1 protein-coding gene (cut by a window edge) is annotated in these 22,522 nt (G+C 52.4%); it reads left to right on the top strand.

The window, feature by feature from the left end; all coding sequences use genetic code 11:
• Positions 1-22,522 carry the 3' portion of a TcdA/TcdB catalytic glycosyltransferase domain-containing protein gene (locus ACOMG9_RS08615; RefSeq protein WP_494530088.1) on the top strand. 5,006 nt of this gene lie to the left of the window's left edge, so the window shows 22,522 of its 27,528 coding nt (coding positions 5,007-27,528); its start codon lies off the left edge, out of view; its stop codon occupies positions 22,520-22,522.

The raw sequence follows: 22,522 nt of genomic DNA, 5'->3' as shown, positions 1-22,522 counted from the left end.
TTGGGTTGGCCTGCTTTCGGATACCGGTCTGGTAACCTGGTCACTGTCCGACAAATCTGACAAACTGAAAGCAGTGCGCAAGAGTGACGGGAGCGTCAAAGTTGAGCGTTTGCCTGAACAAGACCTGCTCGCTGAAAGCTCTGTGGGATTACGACAAATGTCGTATGTTTTGTCACAGAACAGCGGGTTACTGGGGCCCGTCAATCCCGATGATGCAATACCGACTCTGGCGATGTTCCAGCGCAGCCTGAAGCCCCGTCTGGGTATGCTTGGTTCGTATGATTTAGCGTCGCTGGAGAAAAAAATTGAACAATTTGACCAATCTCTTCGCACGGATGGAACCGCCCTTGAAAAATACGGCCTTGTTTATCAGATGCAGGAAAACCTGCCCAAAACGTTTGTGGGTGAAGGAGCAGTCCCCTACCTGAGCGCCACAATAAAGCAGTACCTGCTGGATACTTTGGTTGAGGTACCTAAAGAGTTTCACACTGTCTGGATTGGTCCGCTCAAAAAAGGTGTTGGAGACTATCTAAAGATCTGGGTTTCACAGTTTCCCTCCTGGTCCATGACGCTCTGGTATGATCCGAACGCGTTTTTAGCCCACGTACTTGCCCGGGAAATGCATAAAACGGTTGCCGCTGAGAAAATACCCGCATCATTCCTGAAAAAAGAAAATGTCAGGGATGAATTTGTGGAACGCTTGAATGAGCTGCAAGATCTGGCCTATAGCACTATAAAAAAAGGCATCGCAGAGGGTAAATCCTTCGACGACATGGCAAAGACGTTTTTAGTCAACCATTTGAGTATGGATCGAAGTGAATTAGAGAAAATAGAAAGTGAAAGCCTGAAGCAAATCAAGGCGCTGGAGGACGAGATAACCAAGCTTAAGGGCAGCTCTGAACCCGCTAAATTCAGGCTGGCAGACATCAATCAACTCTGGCAGACAGACGATCAAGCCAGCCTGAAAGAGTGGTACCAGAAAGAAGTTGCACTCAGGTGGATTTTAGCCGCTGCATCAGATTTGGTAAGAGTGGAAGTACTTGCCAAAAATAAGCAAGCCACAGATAAGCAAGGAGGGGGGGTCTATTTGGATGTTGATATTCTACCTGCTTTTAACAAGGAATTGTTTAAGCACATTAGTTTTCCGGAAAAATTTTTCTTTGACGGCGGTTGGGTCGGTCCGGCTTACCCCATTAACCATGCAATTCTTAATTATCTTTCCCAGGAAGGGCCGGAGCAGCTGCTTTTTGACAGGACACCTGATCCTGAACGCGATAAATACTATGACAGAGTAAGGGAAGAATACCCTGATTTTGTTAAAGCAATCGAAGAAGCCATAGCTAATCACGGCGAAAAACCTCTTTTTGTCTTCCCGGATTCCCTCAGGGTTATTCCTGGTTCAGTGGAAATAAGATTAAAGTATGAAGACAACATATTCGCCAATAATAACTTGATTATCGCGCCACCTGACAGTGAGGTTCTCAATGAAGTTAAGCAAAATATCCTAAGACGTTATCAATTGATTGAACGTTTACATATCGATAAACCATTGGATATTTCCGATGCAGATAAAAACAAACTTGTAAAATCAATCAGTAGGGAATTAAATATTCCAAGAAAAACTGCCAGCACCTATTTTTATTATCGCAGAGATGGAATACTGCGTGATTCCAGATCGGCGATGTATATATCCGGGTCCCGTGTGTTTACAGAGATCACCCGGAGTTATATGTCTACTTTTTTTTCAAGAAAAGACATTAATGATCTTGACGAACAATCCTCTTTCATGCGAATCAATCCTTTATCAAAGATTGATTTAACCAGTGTCGATACTGATGAAAGTCCCAGTAGCTGGGTACCCGATGCTGATAAAACCCAGCGTTATGCCCTGATCGCTGAGCAAGACAGCCATTACAAAAACCAGGTCATTCTGCAACTGGATGACAGCGACAATGAAACCAAAGCCAGCTTATATCTGGCAAACAAATACGAGCCCGATTTCAGCCGCCATATAATTCTGGATTCTGATGGTACCCTGTTCGACCCGGATACAGGCTTCAACACTGAGCTTGAAGAATTGCAAGCTGACTTTATTAAAGACGACACCCGCATTATTGTAGTTGGCCACGGCAGTCAGGTTCCGGGAGATCCGGGGGAAAGAGACGGCTCCGACAAGTTTCTCCTGGGCGGGAAAACAGTTGAGCAACTGGCCGAAGTAATCAAGCGCATAAGCGGTGAGCGGTTTGTCAAAACGGTCAGCCTGGTGGGTTGTGGCGCGGATGCCGGTGGGGAGCATTTCCCCGTGGAAGGTTTTGCCAGGACTCTGTTTGCTGCAATCCGGACAAAACGAATCACTGTCCGTAACGCCCTGGTGGCGGTGGATGAGTTGGGGCGCAAATGGACCGGCATGCTGCCCGCCGACGGCGATGTGCTCTGGTCACAGTCAGACCCTCACGTCAAGCTGGTACTTGAGAAAGACGCCCAGGGGCAGTTAATAACCCGCAAGCTCCCGGTTGCAGAAGGGGTGGTGAAAAAACTCCGGAATTTGCCCGTTTTGCCCACCGGCAGGGATTATGTTCGTCTGGGTAAAGAGAGTGACCCTGATTTCCAACAAGCCAAACGTTTACTGCTTGAAGCGATTATCGAAAACAATGGCAGGCAGAAACTCTCCGATCTGATTGAGGATTACAACCGTCGACTCTATCAAAACACCGGTGATAACCTTTCTCCTTACCAGTTGATGCCTTTGCCGACTGCCGATGTCGAACTCCCTGTTGCCCGGGCCGGGGCTTCAAAAGAGCTTCAGCCACAAGAAAAACGTCAGATGAGCGCCTTTGTCCGCGCAGACTCAATCGGTGACCCGTTTTCCGGGGTGGGTCTGGTGGCCTATGGCGATCCCTTTGCCCGGGAGAATTTTTTCCGGACCCAGCAGGCGGGGTATCAACTGGCCCGGAAAGTCGCAAACCCGCCATCCAAAGAGATGACAGCATTGTTTACTCGCCTGTTGCTTGGGTCTTTGCAGGACATTGTCGCACCTGGTGGCAATGACATAGACCCGTTCCGGATCTCCAGCCCTGACCTGATAGCTTCAGTATTCGAAAAAGATGACCTGCTTGCCCTCTCGGTCCGACGGTCACAAACTAACTTTTCCGACTTGAGCGATTGGTATATCAAGTCTCTGAAAGATTTGCTGGGTCACTATCTGACGGACCAAGCAGACAAAAAAGTACTGAGACTGAACGCCAGAAAAAGGAGCGAACAGAGAAAGTCGCTGCAAGCAAGCCTTTCCCTTGGGATTAACAAAAGGCTGAAGCACGATCCTGATGGCGATTTCAGTTTTACTGATCCTGTGTCTCTGGCCAGTGGCGAGGCGTTTGATAGCGACAAACACAACAAGTACCTGCCTGTTGTCACCGACCTTTCGGGTGAAACTTATGTTCTGGTGGACGTGCCAGAGAGCAAGAGCCTGGCTTTTCCGGATAATCTGCGCAATACCCTGTCTATGCTTCAGTCCTCTGGTCCGCTTGGGTCGCGTGATGCCCGGACACTGATCAATACCATTGAGTCAGCCTTTACCCAACACTCAGACTCCCTGGCAGGACAGCAGCTTGATGAAAAAATAGACCAACTGCCGTTGGCTGATGTAGTCACACTGGCCAATGAAGTCATTAACATGGACACGGAGCCTGATGCTCTGCGAAGCCTGATACGAAGACTGTTGCTTCGTCTGGTGACCAACGCAGAAAAAGCCCTGGACACTGATCAGAAACCCGATCACCAGGAGAGGTTACTGATCGCAGAATTACTCGCCCTGGCCCCCGACGAAAGGGTCTTCATCGTTGAGCTCCCACCTTCAGGAAGCCGTCATCGCAAGGTTTTTCTCGACGATTTGATACCTGTCGACAAGCATCAGCGTTTTACCGCGCAAACCACTCTGGGGGCTCGTTCACCCCTTTTTTTCTCGACCATCCAGCACAGAGCCTATCGCTCTCAGCTGCGTGAGCTGTACAAACTGGATGGAACCCTAGATAGGCTGAAGCCTTTGCTTCGTTATTTCAGCAAACCTAATGAATTCGTCGATGCCCTTTTGGCCTGGCGCAAATGGGAGATAGAGACTGGTTTTGTCGCAAGAAGGGTGCCCATTAGTGTTCGCCCGGAACAAGACCGGTTGCTCGCGGACAGTCGGGTAATTGTCCTGGATTGGGAAATAGCCGGGCCTTTCCTCCAGATTGGATTGAAGGATGTAGAGCATTATTCGTCTGATGCCAACCTGGCCCGGGTGATGACCCAATCCTACGGAATGGCTCTATTCCTGCAACTGCGGTTAATTGGGGCAAACCCATACATTCTCAACAGTGCTTCGGAGATATGGCAAACACAATTCTATAGTGATCCTCTTGGTGAGTTCGGCTTTGACAACAGTATGACAATGCGGCGGTTACCGGATCCCGGCGACCCGCTTTATCGTGAACTGGTCCTTGATAGCAATGACCATGGGCTTAAGTTTGCCGAGGGTACTGTAGATGATTTCCGGCAGGCACTGGAGGTATTGTTTGAGGAAGGAAATCTCTCCCGTTCGGTCAGAAACGTTATTCGTCACCTTGCAAGAGCCCCGGTGGGCTCTGTTTGTACTTTTTCAGAAGGTCTGGTTAAAGTACACGCAGAGTTCTGGAAACAGATGCGGGATTCACAACTGAGGTCTGCACTGCAGTTGCAGGACCCGGATTACCAGATGTTAAAACAACGAATAGCCAGATCTGGTTTATCCGCCAGAAACAAGAAAAGGTTATTTGCAGATCTGGCTAATATTGAAAACCCTTCAGGCAAAACGTTTTCTCATGACACGGACGTCTATAGCAGTGAAATAAAGGAGAACAGCCCCGGAATTATTAGTGAAGTGACACCGGATTCCTATGGCGATAAGGGTTCGGTTTCGAAGATCGCGATCTTGTTCTCTGCCCGGTTTATCAAACATGTTCTTGAAAACAATGCTCTTGAAAACAATGTTCTTGAAAACAATGATCCAGAAAACAATACTCCTTCCAAACAACTGTTTTCATTACGCAATGAGATTATCAAAACCCTTCGATTGCTCAGAACCACCTCTGAATTCAAGGCTTTTTCCGACACCCTGGCAGAGGATCAGAGCCAGGTCTTTGGTGATCTCCGGGCTCTGGTGAATCAGGGCGTTATTGATGGTTCTTTCGGGACAGGCTTCGACCAGGCCAAAATACCCGACTCTGTCCGGCTCTTACTGGTCATTACTCCTCCCGATCCATCCACTACAAAAACGCCACAGCCGGTTCTGGTTGATAATACCGGTTGTATCCTGAAAGTGGATCCGAGCCAGTATTTCACCGAAGATAAAATGCTGGTTGGACACTATCAAAGTTTCTCAAGATCAAGCCTGATAGCAGGTTATATTGTTGCATCAAATCGGCTGAAAGGTGTCAGCAGCGATTTTGAAACTATTCGAAAAAGAATTCTGCCTGAACTTGGCATTAAGGGATTACAAAAAAAGAGCAAAACTCCAGAGACCCGTCGGGACGATTATAGAGGACAGATCGGTCTTGAAATAGAGAATCTCATCACAAAAGTGGATGCTGAAGACGGCGAATTGCTTGCACGCAGTCAATCAAATGCTAATGAGCTTATTAACCCTGATTATCCTGATATGCTCCTGTCTACGGATATCCATGAGGGTCGCTCTATCATTGAAATCATTACCGGGCCCAAACCGCTCTCGGCTTATCTCAGTGAATCCTCAGCTTTATTTCAGGCGACCAAGACAATGGTCTCTGTTTTAAGAAAAATACCTGAGGGTGGTTATACCGTAGGCGATTTAGTTAGGGCTTATAATGACGAGCTACTTGGCAATAACCCCAGAGGTAATTCAGAAGATTTCAGGTTGCTCACCCTTGATGAATATAGAAACAGTCAAGTTTCATTGCTGCCTGACATGATGGAGGCAGCGATAGCGGCAGAAGCACAGATACCGCCTTATCGTATTCATGTCAATATTGGGGTCGATCTTGGTTTGATTGGGGATATTACCTCCTATATTCCCAATCTTTTTGTCTCAAAGACAAAAGACATATTAAGGAAAGTTTTTCATTGGTGCCAGTATAAGGCCTCTGTCATTTCAGAAAGACTGAACCTGAATTCTGACTTGCTGAAATCCATGTTTACCATGCATTTGTACAAGCAGGCATTAGACAGTTCAACCGACAATTTTATGAGGGGGAAAATGAATATTCCAGGTACCCCTATCAATAAAATAAGAGGATTACTGAGACTGGGTACCGCTGATTTTTTAATGACTGTCATCTCCGATTCGGAGGCCGCCCAACTTAAGTCAGCCATCCAGAATTACGGCTGGCAGGCCTTTACTTCGTTGCTGCAGGAAACGGTCAATGAACTGGCCACGGTGGGATCTGAGGCTGAAGGGCTTGGCAGGGCGTGGAAGGTTCCCAAACAGCGATTGCAAGTCAGGTTAAAATTGCTGTTCACCGACCTGTTGGATCATCGTGTCGAACATGGGAAGATGGTTATCCCCCCTGGTGATTTCTCAGGTTATTTCGAATTACCCCAAGGCGAAAACAAAGGACCGAAGCTGGGTTACATAGATGTCATAAGTCCACTCTCAAGACATGATGTCACTTATTATGTCGATGACGAGGGTCAAGAGCATTTCCTCGGTACCATGGAGGTTCGAAAACTCTGGCCCAATCTCGAAAACATGGCTTTTTCCCCTCCCGAGCCTTACACGACTTCGATTATAAAGTCCGTTCAAACCCCGGGGTTACTGGGAGCAGACCCGGAGATTGACGGGGTTTTTTTAACAAAAGCCCAATTCCTGGTCAAATCTGAAAGCGAAACTCCGGATTACCAGCGTTGGGTGAAGCAGTCCATCCTCGACCGTCTGGGTCAACTCAGCCACGCCAGGCTCAAGCATGTAATCCGCACCTTCGTCAACCGTCTGCAGGAAACCCAGGACACAATCCAACAGGACAAATTGGCCCGGTTGCTGCTGACTGCCAATCTAAGGGCAATAACCGGCGGGCCGGCAGGATCAGCCTGGGACACTCTGGCGCAGTTGCAAAAAATGCAGTTGCAAAAAATAGTCCCGGTGGATTTTCAGCGGGTAAGCCAGGATCAACGGCTTCCTTTAGCAACCACTGACAATCAGGCCCGCCGGAAACAGCTGGCAGAGCTTTTTCTGCCCATTGAGTTTTATACAATCCTGGACTTGTTTCCTGCTGATGAAGGTAAAGCTTTTATTATACCGGTGCTTAAATCGGGGGAGATACTGTCCGGGTACGGAATCTCTCTGAGTCGTGTGTTTCAGGAAATAACGATTGTCTTTAACGCCCAATGGCACTCGTACCAGAGTCGCCTGAATAACAATCCGCTGACCCTGACAGTGGGTACAAAAGACTCGCTGCTTGAACACCGTAAAGCGGTTTCCATAGGAAAGCTGTTCGCCATAGCCCTGTTAAATCATCCCGATGTCGCAGTGCTCAAGCAGGCCCAAAAAGCATTGCGGGCGACCTGGGGGTTATCAGCAATCATCACTGGCCGCAGTTATGGCCTGAGCAAAGGACTGACACTGGCTGCTTTGCCAGACCAGCAAGCCCCCCAAGACAGTAACAGCAAGGTGCAAACGGGGCCTGCTCCACTGGTGCAGCTTACCGACATCGGGACGGTGATAAAAGACAGCGCATCGGGCCGGATCATCCTTGAAAAGATAACCGACACTGTTCCCAGACCTGCCGGATCGGACAGCACAATGCACGAGAGTCCGACAAAGGTCAATGGCTCACCATTGACGACTCTGAAATGGCTTGGTGCCGAAGGTCAACCGGGATTGCAATGGCTATCGGCCCCGTTGTCTCTGGATGAACTGGACACCCACAGACTTTCTCTGGAAGCCGACTTTTATGGGAACCCTGAAGGGCAGTCCATTGACTGGACAAAAACCACCGGCGGGGCAGACACCGGAATCATCCTGAGGTTTCCCTTTGAGAATCTGGATACGCCGGTGTTCGCGGCACTGTTTGCTGACAGTGACAGCCCTGAAGGAGAAAGGCTGCTGGCCAGCCTGAAGTCAGCCAGAGTTATCGCGACAGCGGTTATCCCCCCGGCCTCAGGCGATAACAAGGCAATCCATGCTCAGTTAAAATCGCTATTTACCCTGTTATTGTTCCGGCTGTCGGGGGACGACGACTCTCACGAAAAACCCCTGTTTCCGGGAATAAGGCTGGCAGATTATATCCATACCTACCTTTCCGACAGTGCCGTTGCCGCACTCAGTGGCTACATTAAGCGCGTTGGCCTGCAACAGGTCAGCAAAGAACTGGCAGCGAAGCTCACTGTCCTGGCCCAGCGGGATACCCCGGACCTGCAGGCAAGCGTCAGGATCAGAGACCTGCTGGGGATGGCTCTGGATTACCGCCTTGCCAACGGCGCCGGGCTGCTGCCCGGCACGCTGCCGGACGAGTACTCGCTGCCCCTGAAGGATAACCAAAAATCCAGGGAACTCTGGACTGGCCGGATGTCAGCAGACCGCACAGCGCGACCTGTCGCCAAAAACGCCGATGGCCATTATCTTCTGGACCTGGCCCTGCCGGGTCAAACCGGCATGGTGAAACGCCTGTTTCCGGGAACCCCGGCAACCCCCGATAACCTCCAGAGCCGCCTCAGGCTGGCTTTGCAACCAGACCGGCTTGGCCATGATCCGGAAATTACCCGTGCGTTTCTTGAACTGGCGATGTCCAGTGTGGGTAAAGCCGGCTGGCCGTGGTTTTCGGAACACTTTTCCTCATTGCCCCAATTGCAGCGTTTCGCAGTGGTGGAAGCCTTGGGTCAATATCGCTTGCAGTATCCGGAGGAAGATATTAAGCAGCTGGCCCGTGTTCTTACCAAAATCCAGCTGGCTGAGGTGAACAGGCAGATCAGTCAGGATGATCAAGCCGGGACACCGCCGGCTTTTCGCATCAGGAGTGTGCAACCCCTCGCAGATGGAAGCCATCGCTTCAAGCTGGTGACCGACGCGGGGATTATGCCTGTCCTGGCTGACTCTCTGGAGCCAGTGACCGGACTGTTGACTCAACAGCCATCACGCAAACCGTATCCGCAATGGATGCTATTGTCGGCCAGTTCACACAGCAGCCAGTTCCCAGGGGCATTTCTGGATACACACCACAACGAAAGACTGTACCGACAGGCCTTGCGGAACAGCCAGCTGGATCCCTACCGCTACCGTTACCAGCATGATGTCGAGCGGTTTATTAGAATTTTCAGTGATTTTTCACCGGACATCTATCGCCAGCGATTCCAACAGCAGCACTCGCTTGACCTCAGTGTCGGCCTACCTGTTCACTGGCAGTTAAATCCCCATATTATCTTGCAGGCGTCCCGGTTGCAGGTCGGTGATAGCGCTGTAACTATTGAGCTTGGGATGAAGGATAACCCTTCGCTAAGACACGGATTATTTGACTCAGTCGTCAGCATGTTTTACGCCATAGGTCTGGCCAAGAGTGTAGAGGCTGTTGATACTGCCCTGTTCCAGTCTGGCTGGCCTGAGGAAGCCGGGCGACTGGGTCAACTGGGCAACACTATTGGTTATGATTCTGTCCGGCAATGGGATTTCCTGCCTGCGGCAATGAACCGGGATTCAATTGCACTTTATCCTGACCCCGCTGGATCATCCATCACTCGGGAACAAATTAAACAAGAGGTGACATGGCTGTTCAATCAGAAGTCTGAATCATTATCATTGAGACTTGAAGCGCTCTTTGAGTGGATTCAGGGGCATCAGAATGACCAGAGTATTCAAACCTTTACCAGAGCACTCTATGAGTTTGAGCGCGACCTGCCTGATGGTGAAAGAACCCTGTTCAGGAAGGCTTTCACTGATCAGCAGATCAAATTACTGAAGGATGTTCTGACGCAGCAGGCCCCTCACCAGTGGGAACTGATTGACTACGTAGACACACTTAAAACAACGCCCGATTCGCAGGCCCCAACCAATGCCAGCGGGTTTGCTTCATCGGCGTACTGGCTGATTGAGACTGACAGCGACAGTGACAGTGACAGTGACAGTGACAACGACGGTGGCAGGAAGTTGAGGATTGTCATCTGGGACCCTGAGGCGCAAGACAACAAACGCTGCCGACGTGGGGTCGACGGGTGCAGAACTCGCCTGCTATCAGCAGAAAATCTGGCGGACCGCCCCTTTTTGGACATTGACAGCACGGATATCAGTAACACCGATACCAACAAACCTTATTACAAAGTTGAGTTCCTTAACCACAACGATGAGCTGTACCGGGTGCTCAGGCGCTCAGACAAGGATATCACTGCCACCCCCCTGGGCCAGGCTTCCGTTTATGACAGCATCCACGATAGCAACGACTCCCCAGCTGAGCGGGTGTTTTCAGACCCAACATTGGCCACCACGTCGGTGGCGGTCAGGCGTTCCGATGGCAAGGTTTATCAGCTGATTTCGGAAGCTGACGGTCACTACCGGGCAGTGAGTTTGCAATCCGGAGATAAGCTGTTAGCGTCGTACGACAGTAACAGTAAAACCCTTATTCCGGTACTGGAAAAAAACGACCATGGAAAGACGATTTATGGCGTGAAACTGGACGACGCCGCCGCAGGGACAAACGGGCTATTCAAACTCACCCCGAAGGAATCGCTGAAGGATCAGTTAGCCGCCGCCCGCCACTGGCTGTCAGCAAGCAGTTCCGAGCTACGGACGCTGACGGGCACAGACGACAGGATAGCTGTGATCCTTCCTGCCGACTACCGCCCCGGCCAGAAACTGGCGAATCAGGCCGAACGGCTCTTGTCAGAACTGAGAGTCTTTGTTGCCAGCTCCGCCGGACAGCGTCTGGTCAATGCCCTGGGGTTCCCCGGCAGCTTCATCAAACCCGCCACTATGACTGAGCTGGACAGTCAGCTGCTGCCCGGTATGAAGCCCCCTGCCCCTCTCAGGCTGGTGATCAGGTTCGGCAAACAGGCTCTTGCTGACCGGGTGGTACCCTATCGCTCCGGGGACAGCGGGGACACCAGTGGCAACCGGCTTGTGGTGCTGAAGGTTGACCCGGCGGTGTTGACCGGGCAACGCAGTTCCACCAGTAATTACCTGGGGGCATTGGCCTCTGTCCTGAAGGATTTATGTCGGGCAGCACTGACCAGTACTGACCAGACGAACTCACCAGCCATCGCCATGAGCTGGTTGCAGGGAACCAAAATCACCAGTGACCAGACGCTGCTGCAACTGGAAAACCAGCTTCGTAAGCAGTATGGCCTGCTGCCTGTGCTGGCCACGGCATCAGCCCATACCCCTGTTCAGGAGGTCACCTCAGCGGGCGGGATAACGACTGTGAAAAACCGCCATCGGGTCCGCATTGCCTATCAAGCCATTGCTGAGCCTCTGTCCGGCTTTGGCCGGCTGCTGGGGGATATGGAAACCCGGCTACTGTTTCAGCGGGTTCAGTACCATTGCAACCAACGGGTTGACCGGTTATCCGACGCTGGTCGTGCAGGGCTGGGAAACCTCCGCTCACTGTTAACGCAGCTGGCCTGGAGTGGGCTGGTCAGCCAGCGCATGGTGACATCGCAGCCTGCACTGCTGGCTGATCCGGCGGACGTGGTCACAGCCGTGCTTGATGACAGTGAGCTGAAAGCACTGGCCGGGATCAACAACCTCGCCGGGCAGCTTGAAAAGGTGTTGACCGATGCTCTGAAAGACCGACGGGGCATCGCCTTCACAGCGGCAGAACAACAGGGATTATTGCGCTGGCTAAGCCGTGCAGAGGCGGTTCTTACGGACGCACAGGCCGTGCGCAAGGAATGGGCTGACCCCGGACAACTTCCCCTCGCTGCGGATTCCCGCGGCAATGTACCGGTCACCACTGGTAACCGAAAAACCCTTGCCCTGACCAGCACCGGGCGGCAACCGGTCACCCGGCTGAATGATCAGCCTCTCATTGCTATTGAAAGCCAGAACGGCCCCCTGTCCGCTCCGGCAGGCGATGAGCTTAGCGGTTTGCTGGCCCTGTTGAGACAGGAGTCACCTGACAGCCCGCAGGCTGTCGCTGCTTTAAGGACCGAGCTTGGTTGGGCTCCAGCAGTTACCGACCCCGACTATTACCGGGACGCGATCAAGCGTACTCTGTTATCACTGTCCCCACAGCAGGTCAACAACCTGGACGACACCCTTGTTGATGTGCTCAAAAAGCCATCCCTGACCGACGGTGAGTCGCTGCTGGCAGAGTATTTTTTTCACCGGCGGCTCAGGGGGCTGGAACCCACAGACCCAGCCGGGTTGCGGGCGGATGCCCTGCGGGCCAATAAATGGCTTGATCTCCTGCAAAAAAATCCGCCATTGCTTCCGGGACCCGGCTGGGAGCCCCCGGCTTTCACCCTCGATACCGGGTTGGGCCGTTACCAGGCTCAGGTTCAAACCAAGGACGGGCAAAAAACGTTCACGCTGGGTCGCCGGGATGACCTGGCTTTTTCCAACCGGGGGCCCGGCTACACCCTGACTCACAGCGAAGGCGACCGCAAGCAGGTCTTTCGCCTCCAGCTTCCTGATGGCTGGCCAGACCGTCTTTTGCCGATCAGGCTGGTTGTCCACATGGAGTTTTATCGCAAGCTGCAACGCAAGGGCAGAATTGGCAAAGAGCAATTACAGAACGACATTCAGTTCATTGCCCGGGGGATGGGGGAGCCTCGTCTATCGCAGCTTCTTCAGGCGCTGGTGCAACCCGTCAGGGATGCAGGCATTGCCGATATTAGCCCTTTTAAAATAAAAATCAGCCCCAGGCCGCTCTGGCCGTTGGTGGACAGTCGTGTCGAGGTGAGTGAGGAAAACAGTGCCCACGCCCTGTTATTGCTGGGCACGAAGAACAGGAACAGGCCATTTATTTTCCGGGAAACCCTGACCAACCTGGTGGGTGCCAGTCTGTTGAAGGCCCTTGAAGGTGGTGGAGGGTCGCTGACAGCCTTGCGCCAGCAGGTGCGCCAGCAGTTCGGGATCAACACCGCGACACTGCCTGACAAGGAGTCGCGTCCCTTGGGACTGACCCGTCAATACGCACTGACTCTGGCGGTTGACCCTTCAGGCACAAGCCTCTATCGGCAACTGGTCGCAGGCCATCATAACCTGCTGTTAGCCAAAGGTACGAAAGCCGATTATCGCCGGGCATTGGCGTATTTAGAGTTGCATGATAAGACCAGGATTCAGGCAATAAGGGATAGCCTTGCTAAAGGGGAAATTACAGCCAGTGACCGTGAGAAAAAACTTTTCAACGAGGTTGTCAATGATAAACAATCCTCAGCGCCGCCCCTGGTTCCAGATGGCTCTGATAATACCATTGCCTCCTACAAGGCCTTGCCCTCCACCTCCAAGCTGGTCAACGTGGATTACCGGGCCCTCTGGAGCGTCGGTTCCGGTATAGAATCCCTGCTCGACGCCAGACTGCTGGGGTTAAGTCGGGCGGCGGCAGAAAATTTCCTGTCCCAACAGATAGAGGTCGCTAAAAAGCATTTCAGACTAAAAGTCGTTGCCAGCACTTACCTGAAGTCACTGCTGGTTCATTTTATCTACTGGAAGATGGAGCAGGTTCTGGGTGACACCGGCCAGCCAGCCAGCCGGATACACTTGGGAGTGACCGATGCGGTAACGACCATACTGCCTGACGGCGATATCGATGACATCGCAAAACTGATGTACGTTGATCTTTGGTTGGAGATAAATACGCCAGAGAGTCCGAGGATATCCACTCTCGTCGCATTGGAAAAAGCCTGCACTTTTGTTGCCCGGGGACTCGGCTGGAAGTCTTTTGACACTGGCCTGCTGGCCAATCTGAAGCAAGATGTGGACACCGTATTCCGTAAGGCGGTAGCACTGCGACGGCGCGTCGGAAGGCCGTTCCAGTTGCCTGTTAATCAACAACCGGACGCCCGGGGTAAAGAGCCCACGTCTGTGCAGGCTTTAGCGGGGCAGGATCAGATCATTGAAACCTTCGCCAGCAGCCCTCGTTATGCGGTTATGGCGGATGGTAAAAGGCGTTATCTGAAAATAACTCCGGCGGGCCCGGGCAATCCTTTCCCGTTCATGTCACCCCAGTCACAGGATGGCCTGAAGAGGCTGTTATGGCGGCCTCTTAATCCGGGCAAAAACGCTGCAGCCACTCAGGCTTACCTGTCACAGCTGGCACGCCATTATGAGGCTTTTAGTGAACTGAAGGACATTAACATGACCGGCCAGGTCAATGGCGTTATTGACAAGATGGACCATGTCACCCGGCAGCAGTTTGCCGATGGTTTCCTGCACTATGCCCGGCAGTCAGCCATCCCGGCAGGTCTGGCTGAAACCATCGCCGGGAAGTTACTTGCGGCAGAGGTCAGCGCCCTGGGTTCTCTGCCTGAAACGATTTCTACCGGGCTTTATCAGCGGCTCAACGGGCTGCTGAACCTGACCGGGAAAAAGGAATTTTCACTGACCTCTGGCGACCTGAATATTCGGGTGCTGACCAATCCCTCAATCACCGCCGATGCCTCCTACCTGATGCCTGCCCAAGGCACGCTGATGCTGGGCAATGGTGACCCTGACAGCCCGCTGACCGCCGCCGCAGCAATGGCTCTGCTGCAGGCATGGGAAGCCCGGAAACCGGAGGATCAGGCAAAAACATTCCTGGCCCTGCATCAGAAGCGAATCCGATTGCCAAAGGGTGTGGAAAGCCTGTCACCAGAGTCGCTGGTCAGCGAGTTCACGGTTAAGGAAGGCAAGCTGGCACTCTCCGGCCTGCTGGAACGTCTGACCAGCTTTATCGGGCTGGCGAACGGACTCAAGCGGGAGGGCTCCTCCGGAGCCCTTAATCTGGCCAGAAAGATTCGCCAGAACGTCGCCGACGGCGTTGCCGCACTCAGGCGTGATATTGATTTTGGCCAGATGGCTGAGCTGGTTGATATCACCGAGCGTGATTTTAGGAGGACCTTGCAGGCACTGGACAAGACCGGTTTGCCAGCCGGTCAGGCCACAAGACTGCCTGATGCAAACTGCGTGCTGTGCGACGGCTCCGGACCGGTCAAGACCGCGATGGCCCTGATAGACCGGGTCAGCAGTCACCTGGATGCTATTGAAGCCAGTGATCGCTTCACCCATGTCAAACAGAGTGCCGGTGACAAGGGGTTGCTGGCAGACGCCTTCCTGCTGCTGGAACAGGGACGTTTTGCGGCGGTGGTCACCGAAGACATTATGGACAGCCCGGCGTTGCGCAAGGAGCTTCTTGAACTCTTACGACAGACACTGGCGCAAAAGCAGGAGCTGAGTCCGGAGCAAGTCATTGATCGGGTGGCCACTTTGCTCAATGACTCGGGCTACAGTGTCGACGACACCCGCTTTGTCAAGCAACAGCTGCTTGGCAACCCGGAGTTCATGGCGAGCCTGCGGACCCGAAAAGGCCAGGTCGAGGATGGCCCTGAGCCCGGCAGCCCGGGTGACAACAGGCTGGGAGGCGGGTCGAAAAAAGTGCAAGGGAAGTTCATGCGCATGCTGGATAAGCTGGATCGCAGTACAAAATTCAATGCGGGCAGGGTGATGTTCGGCGGAGCAAGTTCCGTCTATGGCCTGGCCATGGCCTCGGTGTCACTGAATAACCTGGCAAAATACGGAGACGAGATGCCTGCTGGGGCCAGGAACATGGCCTATGCAAGTGCGAGCCTGGGCACCGTCAATTCGGTCTACGGCATTACCATGAGCGCTAACTGGGCGCTGAGCAAAACCCTGGTCAAGACCAACAATCCGGTAGGGGCCATTGGCGTCGCGTTAAAGCTGGGCCCGAAAGTGTCACGAAATGTGGCCAGGGCGATACCCGTTATAGGCGGTGTCGTTTCGGTGATGCTTGGCGCTTCTTCACTGGTCTCCAATGCCAGCAGCGCCGATGCGGCAAGAAAATCTGGCAACCATAAACGGGCGGCTATTTTTGGTGCAATGGCCGCTTTGGATGCCATTACCATTGGCCTTGATGTTCTCAGTACAGCGCTGGACTTCATCAATCCAAAGCTGGGTATTATTGTGGACGTAATCAGTCAACTGCTGGGTTTTCTGCAAACGGCCCTGGCCGCCCTGGCGCCGCCTCCCAACGCCAGGGAGGATTTCAGCGTTGTACTGGAGAGCGATAAATTCAAGGAATATCTTAATGAACAGGCCGCTCACTTTGAGAAACAGGGCTACCGGTATTTTGTGCTCCACCAGGATGCCACGGGTTGGCTTGACCAGGATAATTACAAGGAGAACCTTGAGACGTTGAAGAAATCCTTTCTCCGGTTTTTGGATGGTAGCAAAGGAGACAAAGGGCTTGCCCTTAATGATTTTACCAACGAAAGGCGAACCACAAGAGGAACGTCGCTGACGGACACCATGTACGCCGAGAAAGGGTTCAAGGTGTTTTATGGGCTGGGTGGTGATGACATCCTGATCATTAACGAGGGAGAGCTGTATGGCGGTACAGGCAACGACCGGCTGATCCTGAAAAAAGGCGTGGCAAAAGGGGGCAGTGGCAATGACGATATACGGATTGAAAAGTCAGGTTCTGCCCACGGGGACAGTGGTGATGACGTTCTCCGGATTGAAAAGACGGGTACTGCTTACGGGGGCAGTGGCAACGACATTATCCGGATTGAAAAATCAGGTACGGGTCACGGTGACAGTGGCAATGATGTTATCTGGATTGGGCACTCAGGTAAGGCTTATGGGGGATACGGGGACGACACTCTCTACCTGTCAAAGATCGGTGGCATTGGCTATGGCGGGCCAGGAAACGATCAGATTTATTACGGCAAATCCCAGTATGGCGACTCGGGTGATGACCGGCTTATTGACAAGCTCGGCGCAGTCGACCAATACGGTGGTACAGGTAATGACCGTCTTTCGCCGGGGTTAGGCTATGCACGGCTTTTTGGCGGACCCGGAGATGATACGCTTGTCCTGCCCAGCTTCTCGCTTCCTGTTTTCAGCCAGGGACCAATAATAGGCAATTTCACGGCTCACTATAGTGTTGGTCGTTATACCTTGGGGCTCGGTGAGCAATCATCTAAAACCTCGGGTATCAAGTTTCACTACCGTCATGATTACTCTAAGCCATTAGTCTGGGTTGACTTGAAAAACGGAAACTGGCTTAACCGTTTTTATCGTTATCTCGACTTTCAGGGGTTGGACCGCGACCACCCGGATAGCCAGGAAACAGGCAAAAAATCCGTTTTCGATGTTTTTCATGTATGGCCTTTCGCTAAGTCATCGATGACTAAGGAATTGATGAACCAGCTCAGACCCGACGCCAGTCACACAGGCATCAATCGAATTTCTGATATTTACGGTAGGCAGCCTTACTTTTACCTCGGCAAAGTTCCGTACGGCAGCGCGCGAGAGCAAGTTCACCTCTATTTTTCGCTCAAAGGCGTTTTCGTGATGAAAGCCGACCGTTCCCTGTTGTTTTTCAAAAAGGACAGCCTGCTCAGGGCCAGTGAAAGTAACAAAGCCATTAAATTCTTCGCCACCCTCCTGGACTGCCTGGTGACCGGGGGCCTTGTTCAGGGTATGGAAAATCTGGTGGGTTCCGAAGACGGCTCAGAAGTTTACGGGACTGACCAGCGCAATAACATTTATCTCAGGGGCGATGAAAATAGTAACAACATAGTGAATGCGCGAGGTGGTGACGATTTTGTCTATGCCAGCAATGGCACAGACGTAATAAAACTGGGGGCGGGCAATGACCGGGCGGTGTTGAGCGATCAAAATGCGGTGCACGGTGGCCCCGGCACAGACACCATTTCCTACGTGGTTCGAAAGGAAAATCTTTGGCTGGATATGACCAACCGGGATCCGTCATCGGGAGAGGTGGTGACCGGTGTCGAGGTCATACAGGACTCCCCCCAGGATGACAGGATCAAAGGAAACCATGAGAATACGGTTTTCATGACCACCGGTGGCACCAATATCCTGGACGCCGGAGGTGGTAACGACACGGTCATCACTAACGGCGGAAAGACGTCTGTCTGGCTGAGAAGCGGTTTTAACTCCGTGCTACTGGGCGATGGTCACCACAAGGTTCACACGGGCATTCATGCCGACTCAATCAGGGTGAGTGGCAACAACCTTGTTAACCAACAATTTTACGTCCACAAACCTCAGGAACCTTCGACAGGAAAATGGCCGGTCCTGGTCATCCGCTGGGGACGATTTGGTGCCGGGTGCATCCGGCAGCACAAACAGCTGGCCAGCCTGACAGTCAACCCGTTCAGCGAGCGCATGGATCTGGTTTTCAGCAAACAGAACCCCAATGCTAACGTCACTCTGGACTTTAACACCCCCAATATCCCGTCTGTCACAGTCAGCCAGGTTAATACCCACTGGTACCGGGAGGATTTGGCCAAAACGGGCCGCTGGCAGTTCATTGACGGGGATGTGATGAAGCTGGGCAACACGACCCTAACTGGTTTTGATTCAGGAAAAGATGTTTGCAAGGTCACCAGGGAAGTGGACACCCATACCTTTTCCAGAGCACAGATGCTGGCATTTTTGAATCGCTACCCCGGAAAACCTTTAGGTGAATTCCAGTGGCCTGACAAGACTGAGCTGGAGAGCCTGGCTAACGAAGGAAAAAACCTGGGCGCCGGCCTGCACCGCATTAGCAGTGAGGAAAGTAATAATATCAGCCTGGGTATTGAGTTTCGTTTCGACTCTCCCAGTTGCAACCCGCGTACTGGTCCTTTACGCAAGCTGACCCTGAAGCCGAACCAACAACAGGTGCTCTTTGAAGGCGTAATCCCGGAAGTGAAGAAGCGGGTCATGTCCTTCATGAACGAAGATGCCATTATCGCTTTTAAAGCAAATCACACACTGACTTTAAAATTGGTTAACACCCGTGCAGACGGTCGCAGGCAGCATCTTGGCCGCCATAAGGTATCAGAAATAAAACCGGTCTCAAAACAATGGGACGAAATGTTTCCCGGTCAGCCAGTGGCGAAAGCCTTGAGCATGTTGGAGATACATCATACCTTTCACAGGAATACGACTTTTCTTAAGCTATGTGAAGCCTCCAGGCCGTTTACCAGCTCTGCGATCCTACCGGGTGCTCACCTTGACCTGTCTTCAGACTCACACTCTGGCGTTCCTATCATTATCGGTGGTCCGGGCAATGATCGGCTAACAGGTAATCCCGCCACGGATAACATATTGCTTGGCAAGGGAGGGCGCGACATTTTGAAGGATATGGGTGGCAACAACCAGTTTATTGTCGGCATGGGCAATACCACCGTGATGGCTGCCGGAAAGGGACACAATCGGCTAATACACGACAAGTCTGCCGTACTTTATGGTGCCCGGCTCCTGCACAAAAGCGCCAGGAATCTCAGTATCAAGGTCGTCTCAACGTATGAGCTGGATGGGATGAGCGTCAATGTCACGGGGGGGATCGCACAGACCCGATGGCGAAATAAGGAAACGGACAGCTGGCGTTATCACCAGACCCTATTCAATGGCATCAGCCAGATTGACGGGACTTCGGGAGATGATACCTACTTTGGCAGCAATGGTACGGATATTTTCAGCACCGGGGGCGGTTTGGACAAGGTGCACATGGGGGGCGGAAACGACCGGGTCATCATTAACGCCCGCTGGCAAAATGGTACTACCCTGGACGGCGGCAGCGGTGCCAATACACTGCTCTTTGATTTGCCCAGCAGTCGTCGTGTATCTGTCGACCTGAGAAATAGTTTAACGGTCAGGAACTTTATCCTGGAGGACACCGGGAAGGGCAGGATAAAATTTTCCGGTGACGATAAAGATAACATTTATGTGTCCAGAGGTTCTCTGTACAGTTTTAATGGCAGGGGAGGAGATGACTACCTTTTTCTTCTGGAGCAGCCGAAGGTCACCCATTTAAACGGTGGTCCGGGCACCGACACGATAGATTTCAGCCAGATGACCATCGAGCCGCATTTTGTCCGGCTCAATCTGTCTTTAAGAAAAAAAGCAGTGAGCTTTGCCTGTTATGCAAGCGATTCGGGATCCTGCCCTCCTGATAAAAACGTCAAAGGTCATATGTCTTTTACGGAAAGGTCGCCCAAACCCAAACCCAAATCCAAGGGCATTTTCGAAACATGGTCGACAGCTATCAGTAATTTTGAGATTTTCAAGGGCCCCGATTCCGGCGATATGTTCAACATTCCGGCCCTTGCCGGTATTACCGTTGATGGCGGAGGTGGCAATGATACTTTCAGAATTTCCTCTCCCCGCATCAAGAGCAACAGTTCAATCTCCTCCACTATAGGGGGACCCGGATACAACAGGCATTATGGCAGCCGGGAGGCTGACCGAATGGTGGCAAACCTGGGGCCTGACCTGCTTTCCGGCAACCTGGGCCCGGATATTTACGTTATTTATCCACAGGCCAATGGCACCCGGATCGTCGACCGGGACAACGGAAATAGCCTGATATTGCACGGAGTCCAACCCGAAAAGCTGGACTGGCGACTGACCGGGAATTATACCCATCTGGAAGTGAACAACGACGGACATTTCTTTTTCAGCATCGATTTAGGGCACGTTCCCCACTGTGTGCGCGAAGATGGCAGTTTGGTCACCGGGCACTTTATCAACAGCCTGGAACGGCATATCTGGCGCCTGACAACCATTGATCCGGCCAACAACGAAAGCAGGCTGCTTAACGGCAAAAACCTTCGAGACTACTATCACGCCGAGCTGACTGTGGATAAACGACTGGATAGCACTTATCAGCTTGGCAATATCACCGCACCGGTGCATGGCGGGCCAGGTGATGACGTGTTTTTCTTCTCGGGTGCTGTCAAGCCGGGAGCTGGGCTGTTCGGGGAGTCGGGAAATGATATTTTCCACCTCAAAAGCAGTGGTGCCAGTGTTCACCCCGGTCCTGGCAATAACCTTGTCAGTCTGGAGCTGGGGGATTTAAAGGATAGTGGCAGGGATAGTGGCAGGGAAAGCGGCTGGGAAAACCGCGCCGTGAAGCTGTTTTTTGCTCCCTTTTCGTTTAACCGTGTTCGAATGGCTGGTGTCAGCCTTGCGGATGTGCAGGCAGCCAGCTGGCGTTCGCTGGATCTACGCAATGCTCCTAACAGCGGTGACCAGACTCGCTGCCCAGCGGGCTTATCCCGCCTGGTGCCTCCTCCGGTCACCGGCGGCAGTTTTATCCTGGCAGCCTGGATTCGCCGGGGCCTGCCGCTGGGTAGGCGAACACAGGCCGGAAGCACACTGATTCATTTTGCCGGGGCTGACGGCTCTGATGTCATCAGCCTGAGTCTGAAACCCGGGAAACTGGAGATCAGGCTAACGGAGGCTGCCAGCGTCTTCCATCGAAGGGTCAGGCCATTTTTTACCTCCCCCAACCTGCATCTGGTCATGACTATAAATGACAGTGGTTTTCTAACCATCTACCGGAATGGCCAGATTGCTCTGGCAACCCGGGCCTTCAAGCCAGCCAGGAAAATTCGGACGCTGAACTGTTATGCCGCTGACAAACTCATCATCAACCGGCGTCTGCCGTCGCCTGAAGGGATAAAAATGATGGCGTCCGGTGCCGATCCCCTGGTGAGAATAGGTACTTGGCAGGACCCTGACCGTATCTACGCCAATGGCTGGCCAGACAGCCTGGAACTGGATGACAGCATTCTCGATGACAAGGTAAAAATTGCTCAACGACTCGAGTCGGGTTATTCACTTTCAAAGCAAACCATCCCCGGACATCAGTACCTGATAGATGAAAAAAGCACCGTTTACCACTTTGCTGGCGATGACTTCTCTGACACTGACCAATGGCTTCTGGCAAACGCCACAGGCACGGCTGACCAGCTCGAAATTAATACCCATGACTGCCAGAGATTGCGCTATCAAAAGTCGGACGAGGATCTTATCCTGACTGTCAGGCCTAATCATAACCTGCTGAAAAACAGTGAAAATAGCACCAGGCCGATCAATGCCACCCAGAGCCTTCGGGTGCAAAATTTTTTCAGTGAGGGAGGCGAGACCATAGAGCGCCTGATCGTCAATAACAAGGTGCTCAGCATGAGCGAGGTGTTTGCAAAAGTGGACAGCCCACAGTCACGTGGCAGGCGCTCACTGAGTGAGAGCAGTGAAGAAGGTGCATTGGCCGCTGAGGAAGCAGGCAACGGAACCCAGTCCTTACTGGTCAGGATCATTCGCAAGGAGCAACAGCTGGTGAATTACCTGGGCAGCCTGGCTGGAGGTAAGAAAGACGACGCTGACACAGGTGGAGCCGAGAGTGAACGACCTGAGGTAGCGAGTCTGAATGACACCGAATTGAACCGAAATTACCAGCGTCTGGTTCAAGAACTCAACGCCCTGTCAGGCAATCGCAGTGGTGAGAGCCCGTCGTTTACCCCATCGGCAAGCCAAAGATCGATGCAGAACCTGACGACTCCGCAACCTTCGACTAGGATTGGTCAAGACTAA

The sequence above is a fragment of the Endozoicomonas sp. PH6C genome (assembly GCF_059322965.1).
Note: the sequence above shows the minus strand (reverse complement) of the source record. Positions and strands in the feature narration are given on the sequence as shown.